A 19,305-nucleotide genomic window follows, 5' to 3' on the forward strand; every position below is an offset into this window, starting at 1 on the left:
TGTCAGGGTATGGCAAAATGCCAGTTCATGGCGGTTGCCAAATGTTCGAGCATGATTTCGCCACGAATACTATTGCCCTTGGCATTAACACGGGGACTTAAAACAACCACTCCGGCTTTGCCGGGAACAACGGCCAGGGTATAACCGGAAACGCCGCTTTTAGCAGGCATACCTGTTTTAACCATGTGAGTGCCACTCTCATCATACAATCCGCAAGTTGCCATGATCGCCAGAGTAATTTTACAGGTTTCACTGGAGATCACCTGTTTGCCGCTTTCCGGATCTTTGCCGGCATTGGCGAGAAGGGTGGGTAAATACAATATTTGTTCCGGTAAGGCTTCGTAGGAACAAAGAGTGAAATACAAATCCAGCGTTTCATGAACATCCATGGCCAGATTATTCCTGCTTTTTAGCAAATAGGCGAGCGAGCGGTTGCGATCCCCGGTCCTTTTTTCAGAAGCGAAAACCAGGGGATTCAGGCTTAAGCGTTGATTAAACAGTTTTTGTACCCAGCTTTCTATCCAGCCAAACTGCTGTTCTCCTGTACCCGGTATATGGGAGCACAGGGTAATGGCTCCGGCATTGAGCATGGGGTTGGAAGGTTTTGGCCCGAATTGTTCCAGACGAGTGATTGAGGCAAAATCATCACCGGACGGTTCGACTTTTACCCATTCAAACAATCGGTTTGCGCCGAACTCTTCCAGAAGTCCAATCAGCGGGATCAGTTTGGATGTGCTTTGCAGCGTCACCGGTTGAAGCGGCAAATTGGTGTAGGAAATCGCGGATTCTCCCGGTTTTTGCACGGCGATAGCGGTTAAATCCTGATTGACATTAGCCAGTTCCGGAATGTAGTCGGCTGTTTTTCCCTGATGGTTTAACTCCGCGACTTGTACGGCTTCCTTTAACAGTTTGATGGATAACGATTTTGCAGTCATAAAATTCTTGCTTAAAAAACCATACATTATGCTAAATTTAGCACATCAAAACAAATAAATATTCACTTTGGCTGAGGGTTTGCTTTGTCCCGGACAATTTTTCGTAAAAAAGCGCAGGCCGGGCGCCTCGTCTAATGGTACTTGCTTAAGGTCGTTACCTACGTCCCGTGGTTTATCCACGGGATCCAGTTTCTGCTTGAGATTCCCGGAACCTGGAGACTGATCTACAAGATGAGTTCGTCGAGCTTGGCGCCTATGTCTTCACAACGCATGAGACTTTCACCGATTAGAAACGCGTTAATGCCGCGAGCTTGCATGGATTTGATATCTTCGCGAGTATTGATACCGCTTTCCGTAATCATGAATTTATCATCAGGAATCAGATCATACAATTCGAGGGACGTGTTTATATCGGTTTTAAATGTATGCAAACTGCGGTTGTTAACGCCCATGAGAGGCGTAGGAAGCAACACGGCGCGTTGCAATTCCTCTCGTGTATGACTTTCAACCAGCACTGCCATACCCAGTTCCCGAGCTATTTGACAATAATCCAGTAACTGGCTGTCGTCTAAAAGCGCGACAATCAGTAAAATGCAATCGGCGCCCAGGAAGCGGCTTTCATGGATCTGATAACTGTCAACAATAAAATCCTTGCGCAGGGCAGGCAGGGTGGAATTGGCGCGGGCAATACCCAGATTACGGTGCTCGCCCTGAAAATAATGGTGATCGGTTAAAACGGACAGACAGCTTGCTCCGTGTTTTTCGTAAATTGTCGCAATAGCCGCCACATCAAAGTCCGCACGGATAATGCCTTTGCTGGGAGAGGCTTTTTTTATTTCGGCAATGATGGCCGGATTATTTTTTTTAAGCCCCGCCGTAAAATCACGAAGCGGGGGAAAAGGTTGCTCATAAAAAGCCGATTGCGGTTTCTTTTTTTTGGCCGCAGCCACTTCCAGATGTTTATGCCTTGCAATGTCATTGAGAATACTGATCATGATTTTTTTACGGTTTGGGTTAATTCTTTTAATTGATAAAAAAGTGATTTGGCTTTGCCCGTATCGAGGGCTTCGGCAGCCAGCCGAATCCCTCGCGCCAAATCATCGGCTGTCCCGGCACAAAAGAGTGCCGCGGCCGTATTGAGCAGAACGATGTCACGGGCAGGTCCGGGTTGTCCATTTAGCACGTCTTCAATCAGCCTGAGGCTTTGTTCCGGGGAGTTGATAATGATCCCATCCAGACTGGCATGATGACAATGGTAATCCCGGGGATCAACAGACCATTGTTTGAATTGTCCCTGATGCAATTCCACTACATCGGTGATGTCGCTGATGCTGATTTCATCCAGGCCGTCACGAGAGTGAATCACCAGTGCCCGCTGGCTTCCGAGGCGTTTCAGGACTTGTGCGACAGGTTGAAGCAAGTGACTGGAGAAAACACCTACTACCTGTTTGCGGACACGGGCAGGATTAATCAATGGCCCTAATAAATTAAAAAAACTGCGTATACCCAATTGCTGGCGGGCAACGCGAACATGTTGCATGGCCGTATGAAAATGAGGCGCGAACAGAAAACAAATATGTAGTTTTTCCATGCAGTGTTTCAATTGTCCGTCACCCAGTTGCAACTCGATCCCGGCCTGGGTTAATACATCGGCGCTGCCGCTTCGGCCGGACACCGAGCGGTTCCCGTGTTTGGCGACAAAAGCCCCGGCCGCGGCGGCCACAATGCTGCACACCGTGGAAACATTGAAGGTATTTTTACCGTCGCCTCCCGTACCTACGATGTCGATTAAATCATTACCCAAGTCGATACAATGCGCGTATTCCATCATCACATGGGCCGCTGTGGTGAGTTCGTCTACGGTTTCGCCTTTCATGCGCATCAATGCTAAAAAAGCCGTAATTTGACCGTCTGATAATTCACCGCTCATACAGGATTTCATTATCTCCTGCATTTGTGTGTCATTCAGGTGGTCGCCTGCAATCAGTTGTTCGAATAATTTATTGGTGTTCATATTGTAGAAAGTGGCTCAATAAAGTTAGGCCATGTTCACTTAAAATGGCTTCCGGATGAAATTGTAGACCAAATAACGGGTAATGACGATGGGAAATCGCCATAATCGTGCCATCATCAGCCCAGGCGTCTATGGCAAAACACGTTGGCAGGCTTGAACATTCAATAGCGAGGGAGTGATAACGGGTCGCCTGAAAAGGATTGGGTAACCGGTGAAAAAGGTTATGCTTATGGTGAAAGACTGCCGATGTTTTACCATGGATGATTTGTCGGGCGCGAGTGATGGATGCGCCGAAGGCATAGGCCAGGCATTGATGCCCCAGACAAACTCCCAGAATGGGGATGGTTTGATGGAAACGTTTGATGGCAGCTACTGAAATCCCGGCTTCCTCGGGACTGTTTGGCCCCGGGGAAATAACGAGGTGGGAAGGTGCAAGCCGCTCAATGTCTTTAAGCGTGATTTTGTCGTTGGCAAAAACCTGTACATCCTGTTTCAGGCACTGAAAATAGTGCACCAGATTGAAGGTAAATGAATCATAATTATCAATAACAAGCAGCATGATTATAACGAAAATTCCTCGCCCAGATAAACGGTACGTACCTGCTGGTTCTCCAGGATGTCCGCGGGAGACCCTTCACAAAGAATTTTACCCTGACTGACGATATAGGCGCGCTCGCAGATATCCAGTGTTTCACGAACATTGTGATCGGTGATGAGTACGCCGATGTTTTTATCACAGAGGTGGGAAATGATTTTTTTGATATCCAGTACGGAAATGGGATCCACGCCGGCAAACGGCTCATCCAGTAAGATAAAAGTCGGTTCAATAGCCAGGGCCCTCGCTATTTCAACCCGTCTGCGCTCGCCTCCCGATAAACTCATGCCGAGATTTTTGTGGAGATGGCTGATATGAAATTCCTGCATCAATTCCTGCAGTTTTTCCTTCCGTTGCGGTTCATTCAAATCCTGGCGTAGCTGCAGAATGGAATAGATGTTATCGGCAACGGTCATTTTACGAAAAACGGAGGCTTCCTGGGGTAAATAGCCTATGCCCATACGGGCGCGATGGTGCATGGGTTCCCTGGTAATATCCTTGCCGCCCAGAATAATCTGGCCTTCGTCGCAGGACTGTAATCCCACAATCATGTAAAAGCAGGTTGTTTTTCCGGCGCCATTGGGGCCAAGCAGACCAACGCATTCCCCGCGATTGATGGACAGGTTAACGCCATTGACTACGGTACGGGTTTTAAATGATTTTTTTAAATGTCTGGCAACCAGCGATGTCATGCTTTTTTCCCGGTTTGCTTGTCAGGGTGAATAACGATCATGGTGCGTGTTTTGCCATCGCTTTTGGAGAGGACATGCTGCTTCAGGGTATCATAGCTTATTTTTGCCGCAGAAAAGGAGTTGTCACCCTGTTCAACCCGGGCGTTTCCGATCAATTCGATCAAATGGCGATCCGGGTAGTAGCGGATGGTATCCGCAAAAGCGTGCAACAGGGGTTTGTCCGTCGCTGTTTGAGTCCAGTAATGCGCCTGATTAATCTTGTCTCCCCAGGCAATGGCGACGACCAGTTTGTTTTTCTGGTTCCCCTCCGTGACGGCTTTGGAGGCACGTAAATGGGTTGTGCCCTGATCCAGTTCCACATCGCCGACGTATTCACCACGATGCGTTTGTTCATTTAAGTCCGCCGTATCGGCGGATAACTCCATGACCTTTTCCTTGTCTTGTGGCAAGGCAAAGGCGCATTGAAAGGTCAGGGGCAGAATTAAAAGAAAAAAAAGAAATAATTTATCCATGATTAGGCTCGTAAGTTGCGCGTGCTCTGCTTAACAATTTGACATGCTTGTCTGCAAGCCAGGCTTTCATACCATCGGAGTATATGATGCTTCCCGGCCTTTCATAAGTAACGGTTAATGCGGAGGTCGCCAGTTTTTGTTGAGGGTAATAGGTCAGTTCGTTCGTGCGCAAGGTACTTTCCTGAGTCTTCTCTCCCGATTGCTGATGCACGGTCACATCGTTGATAAAGGTGATTTCCTTTCCGCCATGAACGGCTTTTGCCCGCCTGGAACGGATTTCCCAGTCCGGCTGATCAGGTTGGGCGATAACTATTTCCGGTGATTGCAATAAATGGGTATCGTTTTCGGGAACATGCTGCAATTCCGGGGTTTTGAGATAATTGATCAATTTTCCCTGCTCGTCAAACTGGCGAACATTTAAGTGAGTGATGATGGTATCAGCGGTTTGGGACAAGGTTTTGTCATCCAGTTTTTCAACCGGACTGGAGCTGGCGAAATAATACCCTGAACAAGCCAGGGCAATCAGGGTAAAAAAGAGCCAGACGGCTTGTTTGGCGGCGTTCATGAGGCGAGATACCTGATTAGGGCCGTATCCTGTTTTTGCTGTGCGCTTAAAATCAAGTCACATACTTCGCGTACGGCGCCGCGACCGCCTTGCAGCGACGTTTCCCAGCTTGCGAATTCCTTGACCTGGCGAACGCCTCCGGGTACGGTGATGCCCAGGCCAACCTGCCGGATAATGGGTAAATCAGGAAGATCGTCGCCGATGTAGGCAAATTCCTCATTGTCAAATCCCAGCCGTTGCTTTAATTCAGCAAAGGCATCACGTTTGTCCACCTGGCCCTTGAAATAATGAGTAATGCCCAGTTGCTGCATGCGATGATCAATGACCGCATTGCGGGATGTGGTGATGACGGCGACTTCGATACCCGCGGCCATTAACAATTTAAGTCCCATACCGTCCTGAACGTGAAACGTTTTCAGCTCATTCCCGTGGTTATCAAGGTAAAGCAGACCGTCGGTCAGTACCCCGTCGACGTCGCAAATCAGACATTTGATTTTTTTTGCTTTCTCTAACAGTTTGTTCATTGTGTCTCGCTCACTCTAGATAATACCTGCCTGTAACAAATCGTGTATATGAACCACGGCGACGGGTTGATTCCGATCATTGACCATAACCACCGAAGTGATGCTGAATTTTTGCATGATGGCCAGCGCCTCGGCCGCCAGCATACCCGGATTGATGGTTTTGCAGTTCTTGCTCATGACCCTGTGCAGCGGGGTCGTGTGTATGTCGTAATTCTCCGTTAATGTCCGCCTGATGTCGCCGTCCGTATAGACGCCGACCAGCTGGCCGGCGGCGTCAATTACACAGGTCATGCCCAGTTTTTTTGCTGTGACTTCGATCAGGGCTTCGCGGATGGTGGCTTGTTCCGAAACCAGCGGGAGGTTGTCGCCCTGGTGGCATAATTCGTCGACTTTAAGCAGCAAACGACGTCCGAGGGCGCCGCCGGGATGGGACAGGGCGAAATCTTCCGCGCTGAAACCCCGGGCCTGCAGCAAAGCGATGGCCAGGGCGTCGCCCATCACCAGGGTCACGGTCGTGCTGGTGGTCGGCGCAAGGCCGAGAGGGCAGGCTTCCTGTTCAACACTGATGTCCAGGTGGACGTCGGCGGTGGCGGCGAGAACGGATTGGGGGTTTCCGGTCAAGGCGATCACGGGTACTTCCAGCCGCTTAAGCAAGGGCAACAAGGTAATGATTTCATCAGTATGGCCGGAGCTGGAAATGGCAATCACCACATCCTGGCGGGTGATCATGCCCAAATCGCCATGGGACGCTTCGCCCGGATGCATGAAAAAGGCGGGGGTTCCGGTGCTGGCCAGTGTCGCGGCAATTTTATTGCCGATATGACCGGATTTTCCCATCCCGGTTACGACAACCCTTCCTGGGCAGTCGAGCAATAAACGACATGCTTTTTCAAACCGCTCGTCAATACGCTGAGACAGCTCAAACACAGCTTGTGCTTCCGTCTCAATAACAGCAAGACCTAACTTGCAAAAATTCATAAGACTCTCGGAATTGGAATCAAAACGACCATTAGTTTAGCAGAATAATCGGTTTTTTTATACCTTTCGATGGTTCCTCATTCTTCTTTATAATTCGATTATCGTCCGGATGCCGCGAACAAGTCGTGACACACAGGTTCTGGGCAAAAAATTTTCTTTGCCCCATTTTTTTACAAAAGAGTAGTAGCCCGCAAGGAGGCCTGCGGCCGTATTGCGGGTTTTCTGTTGCAATATGCCAGTAGAACAAGTGAATATCCGGGTGAATGTTATCCCCGCATTTCGGCTTCGCCTTCATGGCGGGCTACAGCAAGTTAATCATTCTTTTGGTTTGACCATCGTCCGGATACCGTGAACAAGTCGCGGCAAACAGGGTGATGATTTTCCGGTGTAAAATTCGCAAATTTTCCACCTTCGGGTATATAATTAATTACTTAGCCAAACAGGTAGTTATTTCATGCCGGAAAACCTTGTCGAAATCAGTGACTTAACCTTTGAGCGGGGTGAAAGACGCATCTTTGATCGGGTCAATATGACTGTCAAACGCGGTCGGATTACCGCGATTATGGGGCCAAGCGGCAGCGGTAAGACCACGTTGCTACGTTTGATTGGCGCCCAGCTCTATCCCGAATCCGGGCAAATTCTGGTGGACGGCAAAAATATTCATAAATTGTCACGCAAGGCGCTTTTTGAAGCCCGGCGAAAAATGGGTTTGCTCTTTCAAAGCAGTGCCCTGTTTACGCATCTGTCGGTCTTTGAAAACGTCGCTTTTCCGCTTCGTGAACATACGAAACTGCATGAAACCATGTTACGGGATATCGTGTTGATGAAACTCGAAGCGGTGGGGCTCCGGGGTGCCGCGCACTTAATGCCGGCTGAATTATCCGGGGGAATGCTTCGCCGTGTCGCTCTGGCGCGAACCATTGCCCTGGATCCGGAATTAATGATGTATGACGAACCGTTTACCGGCCAGGATCCCATCTCCATGGGGGTGCTGGTACGTCTCATCAAGCGGTTAAACCAGTTGCTTGGTACCACGACCATCATCGTGTCGCATGATGTGGAGGAAACCTGTTCCATCGCCGATTATGTCTATTTGATCGCCGGCGGCCAGGTTATCGGAGAAGGCACGCCTCTTGCTTTAAAACAATCTACGGAGCCGAGAGTAAAGCAGTTTATGCACGGTGAGGATGATGGCGCCGTTCCCTTTCATTACCCTGCAAGGCCTTATACAGAGGAACTCTTAAATGATTGACATGATAGCCCGTTTCGGTGAGCGGGGATTAAAGACCTTGCAAGGGATTGGAAGCTCGGGCGTGTTTCTGTTGCGCATGTTTGTCAGAAATCCGGATGTCGCCAGACTGTGGCCTGCGCTACGCACACAGCTTTATTTTGTCGGCGTGCTGTCTTGCCTGATTATTGTCGTGTCGGCCTTGTTCATTGGTATGGTGGTTGGTTTGCAAGGCTATAACACGCTGGAAAAATTCGGCGCCGAGAGTCAACTGGGGCAATTACTGGCCTTAAGTATTGCCCGCGAGCTTGGGCCGGTGATCACCGCGCTGTTATTTGCGGGACGAGCCGGCTCCGCCCTGACCGCCGAAATCGGCCTGATGAAAGCGACGGAACAGTTGGCCAGTATGGATATGATGGGCGTGGATCCGCTGGGGCGGGTGGTTTATCCCCGTTTTCTGGCCGGTTTGATTTCCCTGCCGTTGCTGTCGCTGATTTTTTCCGCCGTGGCCGTTTACGGGGGGTATTTCATCGGAGTGGAATGGTTAGGGGTCGATGTGGGCAGCTTCTGGTCGAACATGCAGGCTTCCGTTAATTTTCACCTGGATGTCATGAGCGGCATTGTAAAAAGTGTCGTATTTGCTTTTGTTGTCGTATGGATAGCAGTGTTTCAGGGATTTAGTTGTGTTCCTACTGCTGAGGGTATCAGTCAGGCCACAACCCGAACGGTGGTGTATTCGTCGCTGGCCGTTTTAGGGCTTGATTTTTTATTGACGGCAATGATGATTGGAGGTTGGTAAATAATGAACAAACAACGTTATATTGATATCAGCGTTGGTTTTTTTATGGTGCTGGGTTTGCTGGCCCTGGCCGTTATGATTCTGAAAGTCAGCGGTGTGTCTGATCTGACATCCACGAAAGGTTATTTTGTTTCCGCGGATTTTGCCGATATCGGCGGATTGAAGGTGCGGGCTCCCGTGACCGTGGCCGGTGTCAAGATTGGCGAGGTGACGAAAATCGAATTACAAACCGGCGAGTTAAACGCCAAGGTGACGATGCGTCTGCGCGGCGACAAGAAAATACCTTACGAGGACGCTTCGGCCCGGATTTTGACGGAGGGGTTGCTTGGTTCCAATTACATCAGTATCGTACCCGGATTTGAAGACGGCGATAATGGACAGCATCCTTATCTGCGTGAGGGCGATGTGATCGCCAAAACCCAGGAAGCGATTATTCTTGAAAATTTAATAGGGCAATTGCTGTTCAATATTAAAAAATAAGGTGAATGATGAAAACAATACGATTACTACTGGTTACGTTGACGATGGTCATGACTCAGATGGTGTGGGCGCAATCATCCCCAATCCCCATGTTGCAGACTACCGCCAATCAAATATTGGCTGCTTTAGAGCAGAATAAAGCCACGCTGCGGAAAAATCCCCAGGTGATTTATCAGGCCGTCGAGCGTTATCTGCTGCCCAAGGTGGATGTGGCCGGCATGTCCCGATCCGTTCTGGGGCGTCAGGCCTGGATGAAAGCGTCCGCTAGCGAACGAAAGCAGTTTTCGCAGGCGTTCACCAGTCTGGTCATTCGTACCTACGCAACCCCTTTGGCCGAATACACCAATGAAACCATCAAATTTTTACCTATAAGGGGTTCGTTAAACAACCGCTTTCTGCGGGTTAACAGTGTGATTGTGCGTCCTAATGGTAAAAATATTCCGTTGAGCTACAGCCTGGTTTCCAAAAACGGGCAATGGAAGATTTATGATTTAAGCGTAGAGGGCGTCAGTCTGTTACAAAGTTTCCGTTCCCAGTTTGCCCAGGCTCTGCAAAATTCCAATATGCAGGAATTGATCCGGCAAATGCAGCAACGCGCTCAGAAGGCTGCCTGATGAGTACGCCTGTATTCAAACCGGCCAGTGCCATGACCTTTGTCAACGCCGAGGCGGATCGGGTGCGTTTATCCGATTTTTGCAGGCGCGTCGAGGGCGGTGAGATTGTAATTGATCTCAGTGAGGTGACGCAATGCGACAGCGCCGGACTGGCCTTGTTAATAGAATCGAAAAGACTGGGCAGGGACCATAACAAAACCTGCCGGATAACCGGTATAACCCCGGCTATTCAATCGCTGGCGGAATTTTGCAGAGTGCAGGATATTCTGCTGACCTGAAATGATGAACCGAATTGGAATGAGTGTGCAGTATGGTAAGTAATGAAGAACTGGAAAAACAATTGGCCGCTATCTCCGGTGTTGAGCTCGTGAAGGTCGACGGCGATGGTTATCACTATCAGTTGACCATTGTCTCCGATCTGTTTGCCGGAAAATCCAGAGTAGCCCGGCAGCAGTGGGTGTACGCGCAACTGAAAGACCATATTACAACGGGAAGTCTGCATGCGTTAAGTATGAAAACCTGGACAAAAGAAGAATGGGGGAAGCAGCATGGATAAGTTAGTCATTAACGGCGGTAAGGCGCTAAACGGGGAAGTGATCATTTCCGGTGCGAAAAACTCGGCCTTGCCGATCATGGCTGCCACGTTGCTGGCTAATGATAATGTCACTATAGCCAACGTGCCGCATTTGAAAGACGTGACCACGATGATGGAGCTCCTGGGGCAATTGGGCGCGCATCTCATAGTGGATGAAAAAATGAACGTGCAGGTGGACGCCAGTCAGGTGAATGAGTTTGTAGCCCCCTATGAACTGGTCAAGACCATGCGGGCTTCCATTCTGGTATTAGGGCCGCTGCTCGCCCGTTTTGGCCGCGCCGACGTGTCGCTGCCGGGCGGCTGTGCGATTGGCACGCGCCCGGTGGATCTTCATTTAAAGGCATTGAAAGCCATGGGTGCCGAGATCAGTGTTAAAAACGGCTACATCAAGGCGCGCTGCCGGCGAGGACGACTGGTTGGTAAACCGTTGGTGTTTGACACCGTGACCGTGACCGGTACGGAAAACGTGCTGATGGCCGCTGTGCTGGCCGAAGGCAAAACGATTATCAAGAATGCGGCGCGGGAACCCGAAGTGGTCGATTTGGCCAACTTCCTCACCCAGATGGGGGCTAAAATCATTGGCGCGGGTACGCCTACGATTGAGGTGGAAGGCGTGGAATCACTAACCGGCGGCAATTACGCGGTAATGCCGGATCGCATTGAAGCGGGAACCTACCTGACGGCCGGGGCGATAACCCGGGGCCGGGTGACGGTACGTCGGGTAAAGCCGGACAACCTGTTGTCCATGCTGTGCAAATTTGAGGAAGCCGGCGCCGAACTGACTATTGGCGAGGATTGGATCACCCTTGATATGCACGGTCTGCGTCCCCAGGCGGTGAACATTTCCACCGCGCCTTACCCCGCGTTTCCGACGGACATGCAGGCGCAGTTTATGGCGTTAAACACGATTGCCGATGGCGCGTCCTCAGTGATCGAAACTATTTTTGAAAACCGCTTTATGCACGTGCAGGAATTGCAGCGCATGGGTGCGCAGATTCGTTTAAATGGCAATTCCGCCATGATCAACGGCGTGGAACATTTAACCGGCGCGCCGGTGATGGCTACCGATTTACGGGCGTCCGCCAGTCTTATTCTGGCCGGTCTTGCCGCGGAAGGTGAGACGTTTGTCGAGCGCATCTATCATGTGGACCGCGGCTACGAACGTATTGAAGAGAAATTATCCATGCTGGGTGCCGACATCCGAAGAGCGTCGTCAAGGTGATAAAACGCGATGAACTGGTTGCCTATCTTGCCGCATTGCTCGGTTGCGATAATTTCACTGATTATGCGCCAAACGGGTTGCAGGTTGAAGGTAAGGAAGCAATACGCCACCTTTGTACGGCGGTGACGGCTTCTGCCAAAGCGATCGAGGAAGCGGCCTTTAAGAAAGCCGACGCGCTTCTGGTTCACCATGGCTTTTTCTGGCGCGGCGAAGCCCCTGTGCTGACCGGTATGAAACGGGTACGGATAGGCCGGTTGATGGCGCATGACATGAATTTGCTGGCTTACCACCTGCCGCTTGATTGTCATCCCCAATTCGGCAACAACGCCGAACTGGGCAAACGTCTCAACATAAAAAATATGTCCCGCCATATCGTGGGCAACACCGCTGATCTGCTCTGGGCCGGTGAGCTGGCGGAAAATAAATCGGCCGCCGGGTTTGCCGAGCACATACAAACGGCATTGGGTCGAACCCCCTTGCTGCTTGAGGGCAGTGATCGTTTGATAAAACGGGTCGCCTGGTGTAGCGGCGGAGCCCAGGATTTTATTGTCGATGCCCATCAATTGGGTGTTGACGCCTACTTAAGCGGCGAGGTTTCCGAGCGGACGTACTATCAGGCCATGGAACTGGGTATTCATTATTTCGCCTGCGGCCACCACGCAACGGAGCGTTTTGGCATCCAGGCGCTGGCTGAACATCTGGTTGAGCGTTTTGATGTGACGCATCATTTCATTGATTCCGCTAACCCCGTATGACTCATTGAACGCCACCTGATTATGCTATAGGATGGCAATCTGTTTTTTCTGGAAGATTTATCATGCCGACCAGGATAACCCATCACATTAGGGATTATGAAAAAATAGGTAGAATTAGGGTGACTGGTGATGAACCGGTTGATTTGGAAGCCATTGATGCTTTTCTAATGTGTCATTCAGACATTAGCAAGATTGATTTATCGCATAACGATTTCGCCATTGATACTCTCTACTCAATTTTACATAGAATATTTATCTGGAATGACGAGTGCTCCCGTACAGTGCGAAGGCTTGATTTAAGCCATAATAACCTGGGTGAAAAACCACTTGCTGGATTGTTAGATACGCTTCGAATATTTAAAAAGATCAAATACTGTAACTTATCCAATAATGCCTGGAGACACTACAAGCCTTATGATTTGTTTCGAGTGTTTAGCGTAACCATGAATTCTAATATTGAGTTAAGTCGTGATGATTTATTTAGTCTGCTGCCCACGCAGCTTGAAGCCATCAAAGAAGCCCGACTCGGATATCAAAATATATTTATAGAGACCAGCGGCATAGCAAGGGAAATAGCTGGTAATACTGCTTGTTTTGAGAAAAGGGCACAGGAGAACCAACGGGATAGTCTCTTGCGGGAACTGAATTTGTATAAAGGCCTGGATCCGTATCATGACCTGGATCCGGAGCAAGATCCGGATCCGGATATTGATACGGCTGTTTGCAATTCTACGAAGGTAGGGGAAGCGCTCTATAACATAGGACGGATTTATTGCCGACTTAAGTGGTACGGTGACGCGTGTTACTACCTGGAAAAAATTGCCGGTTGGGATGATGGGCGTCGCAGCGATGTCCAAACGCTTCTGGGGGTTAGTTATTACCACGGCCGACGTACGGATATCAATCAGAAACAGGCCTGGGAATGTTTCAAGCAAGCCTCGGAGAAGGAAAGCGCTAAAGCGCTCTATAATCTGTCCTGGCTTTATTTATTTGGGGAGGGTTGCGAGCGGGACTTTGATGAAGCGATAGCCTGTCTTGAAAAGGCGGCTGACATGAATCTGGCCCAGGCTCAATATAATCTGGGTTATTTTTATTTAAAAGGTTTTACGGGATTTATCAGGCCTGATACGGATATAGCCGTGGAATGGCTCAAAAAAGCCGCCAAGCAAGGACATATAAAAGCGTTTGAGTTCCTGAAAGGGATAGAGCATCATTTTGACGCGTGGCAATTTATCAGGGACTTTGAGACGTTTTTAAAAAAATCACCGCGCTTTATGTTGTCCTGCGATCACGACGATCCGGAGCTCGTTAATGCCCGGGGGCTTAATGAGGCATTATGGGAACAAATATGGCTGAAAACCAACGAGGTTTCTTCTGCCTCCTATAGAGACGGATTCTTTCCAAAAGACTGTAAAGGCAAGCAACGCGTTGACAATCCTTCAGATGCGTTTGTTGATGGGTATGCTTGTTCATCGATCTGACGGATCCCGCAAATACGGCCAGAGGTCTCCTGTTGGTAGCTCAAATATAATTGTAGCCCGTAAGGAGGCCTCTGGCCGTATTGCGGGGATCATGTTCCAATATTGTGTCAGGAGAACAGGTGAATAACCGGGTTATCATTATCCCGCATTTCGGCTTCGCCTTCATGACGGGCTACAGAAAATCGGGCGACAAAGTTTGTAAGGGCGCAGAACCTGGTACATCGGCCGTTTTTCCTGCTTGTAAAATCCGTTGATTTCATCAACAATACCAGGCTTCCTGTACACGATAGATTTTATGTTTGATTATTTAAATGATGCCTATGCCTACGGAGAGCCTTCCTCTTCGGGCACAATCAAGGCAACGCCTGAAGATTTTCGGGTTTATGAAAGACTGGGGTTTGAATTAACAGGGGAGGGTGAACACCAGTTCCTTTATATTGAAAAAACAGGATTAAATACGGAAGAGTTACAAAAAGCCGTAGCCCGCCAACTGGGCAAGCCGGAAAAAATGGTAGCGTACGCCGGTCTCAAGGACAGGCAGGCGGTGACCCGGCAATGGTTGAGTGTCCATTGCCCCGGAGAACACATTGATGGTGTGGACAGCCTGCAGGGAGATGGATGGCGGGTTCTTGAAAACAGGCGCCATAATAAAAAGCTCAAAACCGGCGCCCTTGCCGGCAACGCGTTTACCGTTGTGATACGTGATATGAATGAGCCAGCCGAGGTTGAATCTCGCCTTACGGCCATCAAAAAAAGCGGTGTGCCCAATTATTTCGGGCCGCAGCGATTCGGCAATAACGGTCAGAATCTGGAGAAAGCCTTTCGCTTGCTGACCACGGATTACAAGGTCAAAAATCCCTTCCTGCGCGGGCTTTATTATTCGGCGGCACGTTCGTTTTTATTTAACCGGCTGTTGTCTGAGCGCGTCGAGCATAAGTTATGGAATCAGGCCATAGCCGGTGATGTGATGCAGTTAGCCGGCACCCATAGTGTGTTTGCCCTTGACGAGGTGGATGCGCAAATTGAAGAACGGGTGCGATCCTTTGATATTTCCCCAACAGCACCCTTGTGGGGCAAGGGCCGGGAGCGGGCAAGCCTTGAGAGTCTGGCGTTACAGGAAAAGGTATTTGGTCAATACCAGTCCTGGCGCGACGGGCTTGAGCGCCACAAACTGGAGCGTGCCTGCCGGCCCCTGGTTTTGCCGGTAAAGGATTTGGTTTGGGACTGGCAGGGCGATGAGGTCGTGACGCTGTGTTTTGAGTTGCCGCCGGGAAGCTACGCGACGAGCGTGGTACGGGAGTTGGTTGGGTTGCACGGCTCCTTGTAGGAACGTACGCCGGGCGCCTTGCCCGACGTGCTGGGGAGTTATTACCTCATGTGGCAATGCGCCACAGGATTTCAGGCCGGGCGTTGCCGTGGTTACAAGGTAAGGGATGTGGCGGTTTGTTCAAGCTCGCCATGAGAATCCGGATTGACCCTGGTTTCCTCCGGGATTAACGGGGTTGGAAAAGCCTTGCGCAACACTTGTTCCAACTCATCAAAATAGGGTATTTTTTTCTTTTCATCCGTTGTGACCGGGTTGTAGGGAAACGTCTGTTTTTCCCCGTCCACTTCAATGGTAAAGGACGTTAAATCGAATTCCACTAATTTCACTGCAATTGCTGAAGTTGGAAGCATCAGATCTTTGGGATCCATTTTAATCATATCCGTCGGATGTAATTCTACAGGCAAGCCATTGACAATACGTTGGCCGGTAACAAGATTAAAACCGGTCAACTGGGCCGGAGCCTGTTCTCCTTGGGCCATTGTGACAATTAATGATCCGGCCTGGTACATCAGGGAGCAGATGGATTCCAGTGTCCAGCCAAGTCCGTAGCCCGCACCTTCACCAAGTTTGCGCATGAGATAGCCCATGACGTAGGCCATGGAAACGCCTCCAAACACATCAAGTAATTTGCTTGCAATGGTGGGGGCCACCAGCATGACACCCATTGGAGATGAGAAATAAATAAGCGTACTGCCGACGGCGGCGGAAAGTGCGACTTTGGCCGGGAGAAGCTCGCTTGATTTGGTGATCATGTCTCCTAATATGAATCCGGCTGAATACCCCGTAATTTCTCCGACAGCGCCAAAAGCCGGCTGCATCACGGATGCCACTGGATGCGAGTCCCGTTTTTTTTCATCAATTTTGCAACATTCCCTGGTGATGAACGTTGAAAATTCATGCCATTCCTGTTCCGTCAATTTATCGGAAAGATATTTGTTGATTTCCTCCAGTTTATCGCTGCCGGAAATGAACCGCTGGGCGGAGAATAACGCACTTTTTCGGGTATCTTCATTAAGGACATTGTTCTTGCCCAGTGCCAGAGCCTGATTCAGCAGCGTTTCCAAAACAGAGGCTTCCTCGGAGCGCACCATGTAGTTCGCCGCGATACCGGATTTGATATAAAGCACGGCGGCTAATAGCACCCGCAGGGCGCCAACGTGTTTGTCTTTGGCTTCCGGTGTGGCAAACACCTTGTCTTTTGACAGGGAAGGACTGATGGCGGCGAGCATTTTTTTTAGAAAACTGATTTGCTTGTCACGTGAATTGATATCTTTGGCACCAAAAAAACAACTGATCCGGTAAGGTTGAGCTTTTTCCCTGGACGCTTTTTCAAGATCGATCCCTGTTTTTTCTGCATAAAGATTATACAGTTCTTCTATCTCGTCCGGAAAGTTGTCGGGTAATATATAATAGATCATGGCGCACACCTCATATCCGTATAAATGATTATCCTGAACTTTTATATTACGGGTTCGATGGTTAAATGCAACGTTGATTGATTAATTTTTACTAAATTGTTGCATTTACGGCCTTTCGTGGTATTACCTGTTTAACCTCTTGAAAAACAAATGATATAGTGAACACTAACTTATTTTTATCGGTTCGTGGATTCATGTCTTCGATTAAGTATATTGTCCGGTTGCTGAGAGTTTCCCATTGGAGCAAGGCTGCTTTTGTACTTCTTGGTGTCATTTACGCAGGCGCTCCCGATTATCGATTTTGGGTGGCGGCCCTGATTGCCGCGCTGGCTTTTTGTCTGATATCCAGCGCGGTTTATATTTACAACGACATTCAGGATCTGGAAGAGGACAGGCGACACCCGCAAAAACGGTTGCGGCCATTGGCCAGCGGTAACGTGTCTTTGGATATGGCTGTAGGCACTTTGATCGTGCTGCTGGCAGGTGGTCTGGTGACAGCCTGGTTCGTTTCACGCACGTTGGCTCTTATTCTCGCCGTCTATCTGCTGATCAATCTCGCCTATAATCATTTTTTGAAAAACTGGCCGATATGGGACGTCGTTTGCATAGCCAGCGGTTTTATGCTGCGCGTACTTGCCGGAACCATAGGTATTGGCCTGCCTATCTCATGGTGGTTGACAATAACGGCCACACTGGTCAGCTTTTTTATTGCCTTATGTAAAAGACGGATGGAAAAACAGCTTGGTTTGAAATATGAAACCAGGGTGGTTCTTAAAAAATATTCAACAAGCGTTTTGGATCTCTTGATTGCCTGTTCCGCATTTGCCTGTTTTGGCACGTATCTGCTTTATACTATTGTTGTTCGAGATGAATCGTTCTATTTTTTATTAACGTTGCCGTTTGCGGCGATCGGTTTATGGCGTTTTACAAGGCTGGCAATGCGGGATGGCGATAATGATGACCCGGTATCGTTGTTTTTTCAGGATAATTTATCGCGGCTTAATTTAATATGCTTTTTATCCTTAACCGTTGTGGCTGTGCTTAAATGAGGAAGCACTGGTTTTTTATCTCGTTACTGGCACTTGCTTTCGGGTATCTTCTGATTTTGCAGGTGGCGGCGATTTGGGATTTTACCATCGACGATATGTATATTACCTTGCGTTATGCCAGAAACTGGGCACATGGTGACGGACTATTATGGAATATCGGTGAGGAACCCGTCGAAGGCTATTCCAATTTCAGTTTTCTGATCATTGCGGCAGCCGCCATACGTATTGGCCTTGATCCGGTTATTGTACTTAAATCCATGGGTGTTGTCGGCCTGGTTTTTGCAACCGGTGCCCTGTATTTCCTGTCACGGCTATGGGTTTCCGTCTGGCTCGCCTTTATTCCCTGTTTGTGGCTGCTGTTGTACAACGGTGAAATTATCTGGTCGGTGAGCGGTTTGGAGACCACCGTTTACCAGGCGTTTCTCGCTATGGGGCTCTTGTGCCTGTTAATGGGTGTCGGATATCGTTTTGTTCCGTCAGGCAGAAGGGCTTCTCAACGTCGTTATGCGATATCGGCGGGTTTCCTCTTTTTTCTCGCTGCCTTGACCAGACCGGAAGCGCCGGCTGTCGTTGCGGTTTTTTATGGTGTGGCGCTGTTTGATTCGTCACCGGTGTCCAAGCGCTCAGCTTCGCTTGAGGTATGGGTAAGCGGTTTGGTGTTTGCAGTGTTGTTTCTGCCTTATTTTTTATGGCGTTGGCATTACTATGGATATTTATTGCCAAACCCGGTTTATTGCAAGGGATTTGGCAGCGGGGATCGTTTTGTTCTGGACATAGAGTATTTACAACTGGCCTGGCCATTCCTGTTGCTGACCTTGCCCGCCATTTTGCGCAGTGCGGGCAGACGTCATTATTATTTCTGGTTGCCCAGTGTTGTTTACCTGCTATTACTGATTGGTGCGGATTCGGTAGTGGCTTTTGCCAATCGCCTGTTTTTACCGGCGTTTCTTTTATTGCTGCCCTTGTCAGTGGCCGGCCTTAACGGACTGGTGTGCAAATTTATCGCTGAAAAAGGGCCTGTGTATACGTTTGCCATGGCTCTTGCCGTGTTCTGGGTGTCTTTTTTCTTCATTCCCAAAACCGGTTTGGCGGGATTTCGTTTTTTTACGGAAAATCCCAGGGCGGGGGAGACGCTCAGAACAGAGGTTGCCCGGTGGCTTCATGATAATATCCCTGCCAGTCATGACATTTTGCTGGCGGATAGCGGCATGATTCCTTACCTTGGTTCACACCGTTATATTGATTCCTATTGTCTGAATAATAAAAAAATGGTTACCTTGCCCGAAGCAAACCGCTATTTGTTATTTTGCGAGCAGATACTTGCTGAAAAGCCGGACGTTATTATTTTAACGGCTCTGGTAGAAAATAAAAAAACAATTTATACGCCTACGGATCGTTGTTTGCATCATAAATTAATAAAAAATCAGGCATATAGACTGCAAGCGTCCTTTAAGACCGGGGACAGACGTTCATTCTATCAATATGAAATTTATACCCCATCGCGGTAAAGCTGTAGTACTAT

General features: G+C 49.1%; 22 protein-coding genes. 12 read left to right on the plus strand and 10 right to left on the minus strand.

Going from position 1 to position 19,305, the window contains the following annotated elements:
* Window positions 1–2: 2 nt before the first annotated feature.
* From glsA to CKW05_RS05805, 9 genes are all read right to left on the minus strand, one after another.
* Window positions 3–935, minus strand: a complete 933-nt coding sequence (glsA, locus tag CKW05_RS05765; protein WP_058482180.1) for a glutaminase A — start codon at window positions 933–935, stop codon at window positions 3–5.
* 224 nt (window positions 936–1,159) lie between these two features.
* On the minus strand, window positions 1,160–1,930 hold the full coding sequence (gene trpC / locus CKW05_RS05770; protein WP_058482181.1) for an indole-3-glycerol phosphate synthase TrpC: 771 nt from the start codon (window positions 1,928–1,930) through the stop codon (window positions 1,160–1,162).
* Window positions 1,927–2,949 carry an anthranilate phosphoribosyltransferase gene (gene trpD, locus CKW05_RS05775; protein WP_058482182.1) on the minus strand — a complete coding sequence of 341 codons (1,023 nt, stop codon included), beginning with the start codon at window positions 2,947–2,949 and terminating at the stop codon, window positions 1,927–1,929. Before trpD ends, trpC begins: the two co-directional genes overlap by 4 nt.
* On the minus strand, window positions 2,936–3,508 hold the full coding sequence (locus tag CKW05_RS05780; RefSeq protein ID WP_058482183.1) for an anthranilate synthase component II: 573 nt from the start codon (window positions 3,506–3,508) through the stop codon (window positions 2,936–2,938). The genes trpD and CKW05_RS05780 overlap by 14 nt, the downstream gene beginning before the upstream one ends.
* 2 nt (window positions 3,509–3,510) lie before the next feature.
* Window positions 3,511–4,236, minus strand: coding sequence for an LPS export ABC transporter ATP-binding protein (gene lptB, locus CKW05_RS05785; protein WP_058482184.1), 726 nt, complete (start codon window positions 4,234–4,236; stop codon window positions 3,511–3,513).
* The gene (gene lptA / locus CKW05_RS05790; protein WP_058482185.1) at window positions 4,233–4,748 is read right to left on the minus strand and encodes a lipopolysaccharide transport periplasmic protein LptA; all 516 of its coding nucleotides are present in this window, start codon (window positions 4,746–4,748) and stop codon (window positions 4,233–4,235) included. Before lptA ends, lptB begins: the two co-directional genes overlap by 4 nt.
* Window positions 4,741–5,313 (minus strand): LPS export ABC transporter periplasmic protein LptC, encoded by a 573-nt coding sequence (lptC, locus tag CKW05_RS05795; RefSeq protein ID WP_058482186.1) that lies wholly within the window; start codon window positions 5,311–5,313, stop codon window positions 4,741–4,743. The genes lptA and lptC overlap by 8 nt, the downstream gene beginning before the upstream one ends.
* Window positions 5,310–5,837, minus strand: a complete 528-nt coding sequence (locus tag CKW05_RS05800; protein ID WP_058482187.1) for a KdsC family phosphatase — start codon at window positions 5,835–5,837, stop codon at window positions 5,310–5,312. Before CKW05_RS05800 ends, lptC begins: the two co-directional genes overlap by 4 nt.
* A 15-nt stretch (window positions 5,838–5,852) precedes the next feature.
* Entirely contained in the window at window positions 5,853–6,815 is a 963-nt protein-coding gene (locus CKW05_RS05805; protein WP_058482188.1) for a KpsF/GutQ family sugar-phosphate isomerase, read from the minus strand.
* A gap of 454 nt (window positions 6,816–7,269) precedes the next feature.
* Between CKW05_RS05805 and CKW05_RS05815 the strand changes: the two genes are divergently transcribed.
* From CKW05_RS05815 to truD, 10 genes are all read left to right on the plus strand, one after another.
* Window positions 7,270–8,067 carry an ATP-binding cassette domain-containing protein gene (locus CKW05_RS05815; RefSeq protein WP_058482190.1) on the plus strand — a complete coding sequence of 266 codons (798 nt, stop codon included), beginning with the start codon at window positions 7,270–7,272 and terminating at the stop codon, window positions 8,065–8,067.
* Window positions 8,060–8,842: a lipid asymmetry maintenance ABC transporter permease subunit MlaE gene (gene mlaE / locus CKW05_RS05820; RefSeq protein ID WP_058482191.1), complete on the plus strand. Its 783-nt coding sequence runs from the start codon at window positions 8,060–8,062 to the stop codon at window positions 8,840–8,842. Before CKW05_RS05815 ends, mlaE begins: the two co-directional genes overlap by 8 nt.
* A gap of 3 nt (window positions 8,843–8,845) precedes the next feature.
* On the plus strand, window positions 8,846–9,322 hold the full coding sequence (mlaD, locus tag CKW05_RS05825) for an outer membrane lipid asymmetry maintenance protein MlaD (protein WP_058482192.1): 477 nt from the start codon (window positions 8,846–8,848) through the stop codon (window positions 9,320–9,322).
* Window positions 9,323–9,330: 8 nt separating this feature from the next.
* Entirely contained in the window at window positions 9,331–9,936 is a 606-nt protein-coding gene (locus CKW05_RS05830) for an MlaC/ttg2D family ABC transporter substrate-binding protein (RefSeq protein ID WP_058482193.1), read from the plus strand.
* A complete protein-coding gene (locus CKW05_RS05835; RefSeq protein WP_058482194.1) occupies window positions 9,936–10,214 on the plus strand; it encodes an STAS domain-containing protein in 279 nt (92 codons plus the stop codon). The genes CKW05_RS05830 and CKW05_RS05835 overlap by 1 nt, the downstream gene beginning before the upstream one ends.
* 32 nt (window positions 10,215–10,246) lie before the next feature.
* Window positions 10,247–10,492, plus strand: coding sequence for a BolA family protein (locus tag CKW05_RS05840; protein WP_058482195.1), 246 nt, complete (start codon window positions 10,247–10,249; stop codon window positions 10,490–10,492).
* On the plus strand, window positions 10,485–11,753 hold the full coding sequence (murA, locus tag CKW05_RS05845) for a UDP-N-acetylglucosamine 1-carboxyvinyltransferase (protein ID WP_058482196.1): 1,269 nt from the start codon (window positions 10,485–10,487) through the stop codon (window positions 11,751–11,753). The genes CKW05_RS05840 and murA overlap by 8 nt, the downstream gene beginning before the upstream one ends.
* Entirely contained in the window at window positions 11,750–12,508 is a 759-nt protein-coding gene (locus CKW05_RS05850; RefSeq protein WP_082642696.1) for a Nif3-like dinuclear metal center hexameric protein, read from the plus strand. Before murA ends, CKW05_RS05850 begins: the two co-directional genes overlap by 4 nt.
* Window positions 12,509–12,570: 62 nt before the next feature.
* Window positions 12,571–13,989, plus strand: a complete 1,419-nt coding sequence (locus CKW05_RS05855) for an SEL1-like repeat protein (RefSeq protein WP_058482197.1) — start codon at window positions 12,571–12,573, stop codon at window positions 13,987–13,989.
* Window positions 13,990–14,284: 295 nt separating this feature from the next.
* A complete protein-coding gene (gene truD / locus CKW05_RS05860; RefSeq protein WP_058482198.1) occupies window positions 14,285–15,316 on the plus strand; it encodes a tRNA pseudouridine(13) synthase TruD in 1,032 nt (343 codons plus the stop codon).
* A 92-nt stretch (window positions 15,317–15,408) separates the two neighbouring features.
* Here truD and CKW05_RS05865 read toward each other — a convergent pair whose 3' ends face one another.
* Entirely contained in the window at window positions 15,409–16,734 is a 1,326-nt protein-coding gene (locus tag CKW05_RS05865) for a hypothetical protein (RefSeq protein WP_058482199.1), read from the minus strand.
* A 194-nt stretch (window positions 16,735–16,928) separates the two neighbouring features.
* On the opposite strand from CKW05_RS05865, the gene CKW05_RS05870 reads away from it, so the two are divergent.
* Window positions 16,929–17,783, plus strand: a complete 855-nt coding sequence (locus tag CKW05_RS05870) for a decaprenyl-phosphate phosphoribosyltransferase (RefSeq protein ID WP_058482200.1) — start codon at window positions 16,929–16,931, stop codon at window positions 17,781–17,783.
* Window positions 17,780–19,291, plus strand: a complete 1,512-nt coding sequence (locus CKW05_RS05875; RefSeq protein WP_058482201.1) for a hypothetical protein — start codon at window positions 17,780–17,782, stop codon at window positions 19,289–19,291. Before CKW05_RS05870 ends, CKW05_RS05875 begins: the two co-directional genes overlap by 4 nt.
* Window positions 19,292–19,305 lie beyond the last annotated feature (14 nt).

Origin of the sequence: Legionella spiritensis, assembly GCF_900186965.1 — a bacterium.
In the GTDB taxonomy this organism is placed as follows: Bacteria; Pseudomonadota; Gammaproteobacteria; order Legionellales; family Legionellaceae; genus Legionella_C; species Legionella_C spiritensis.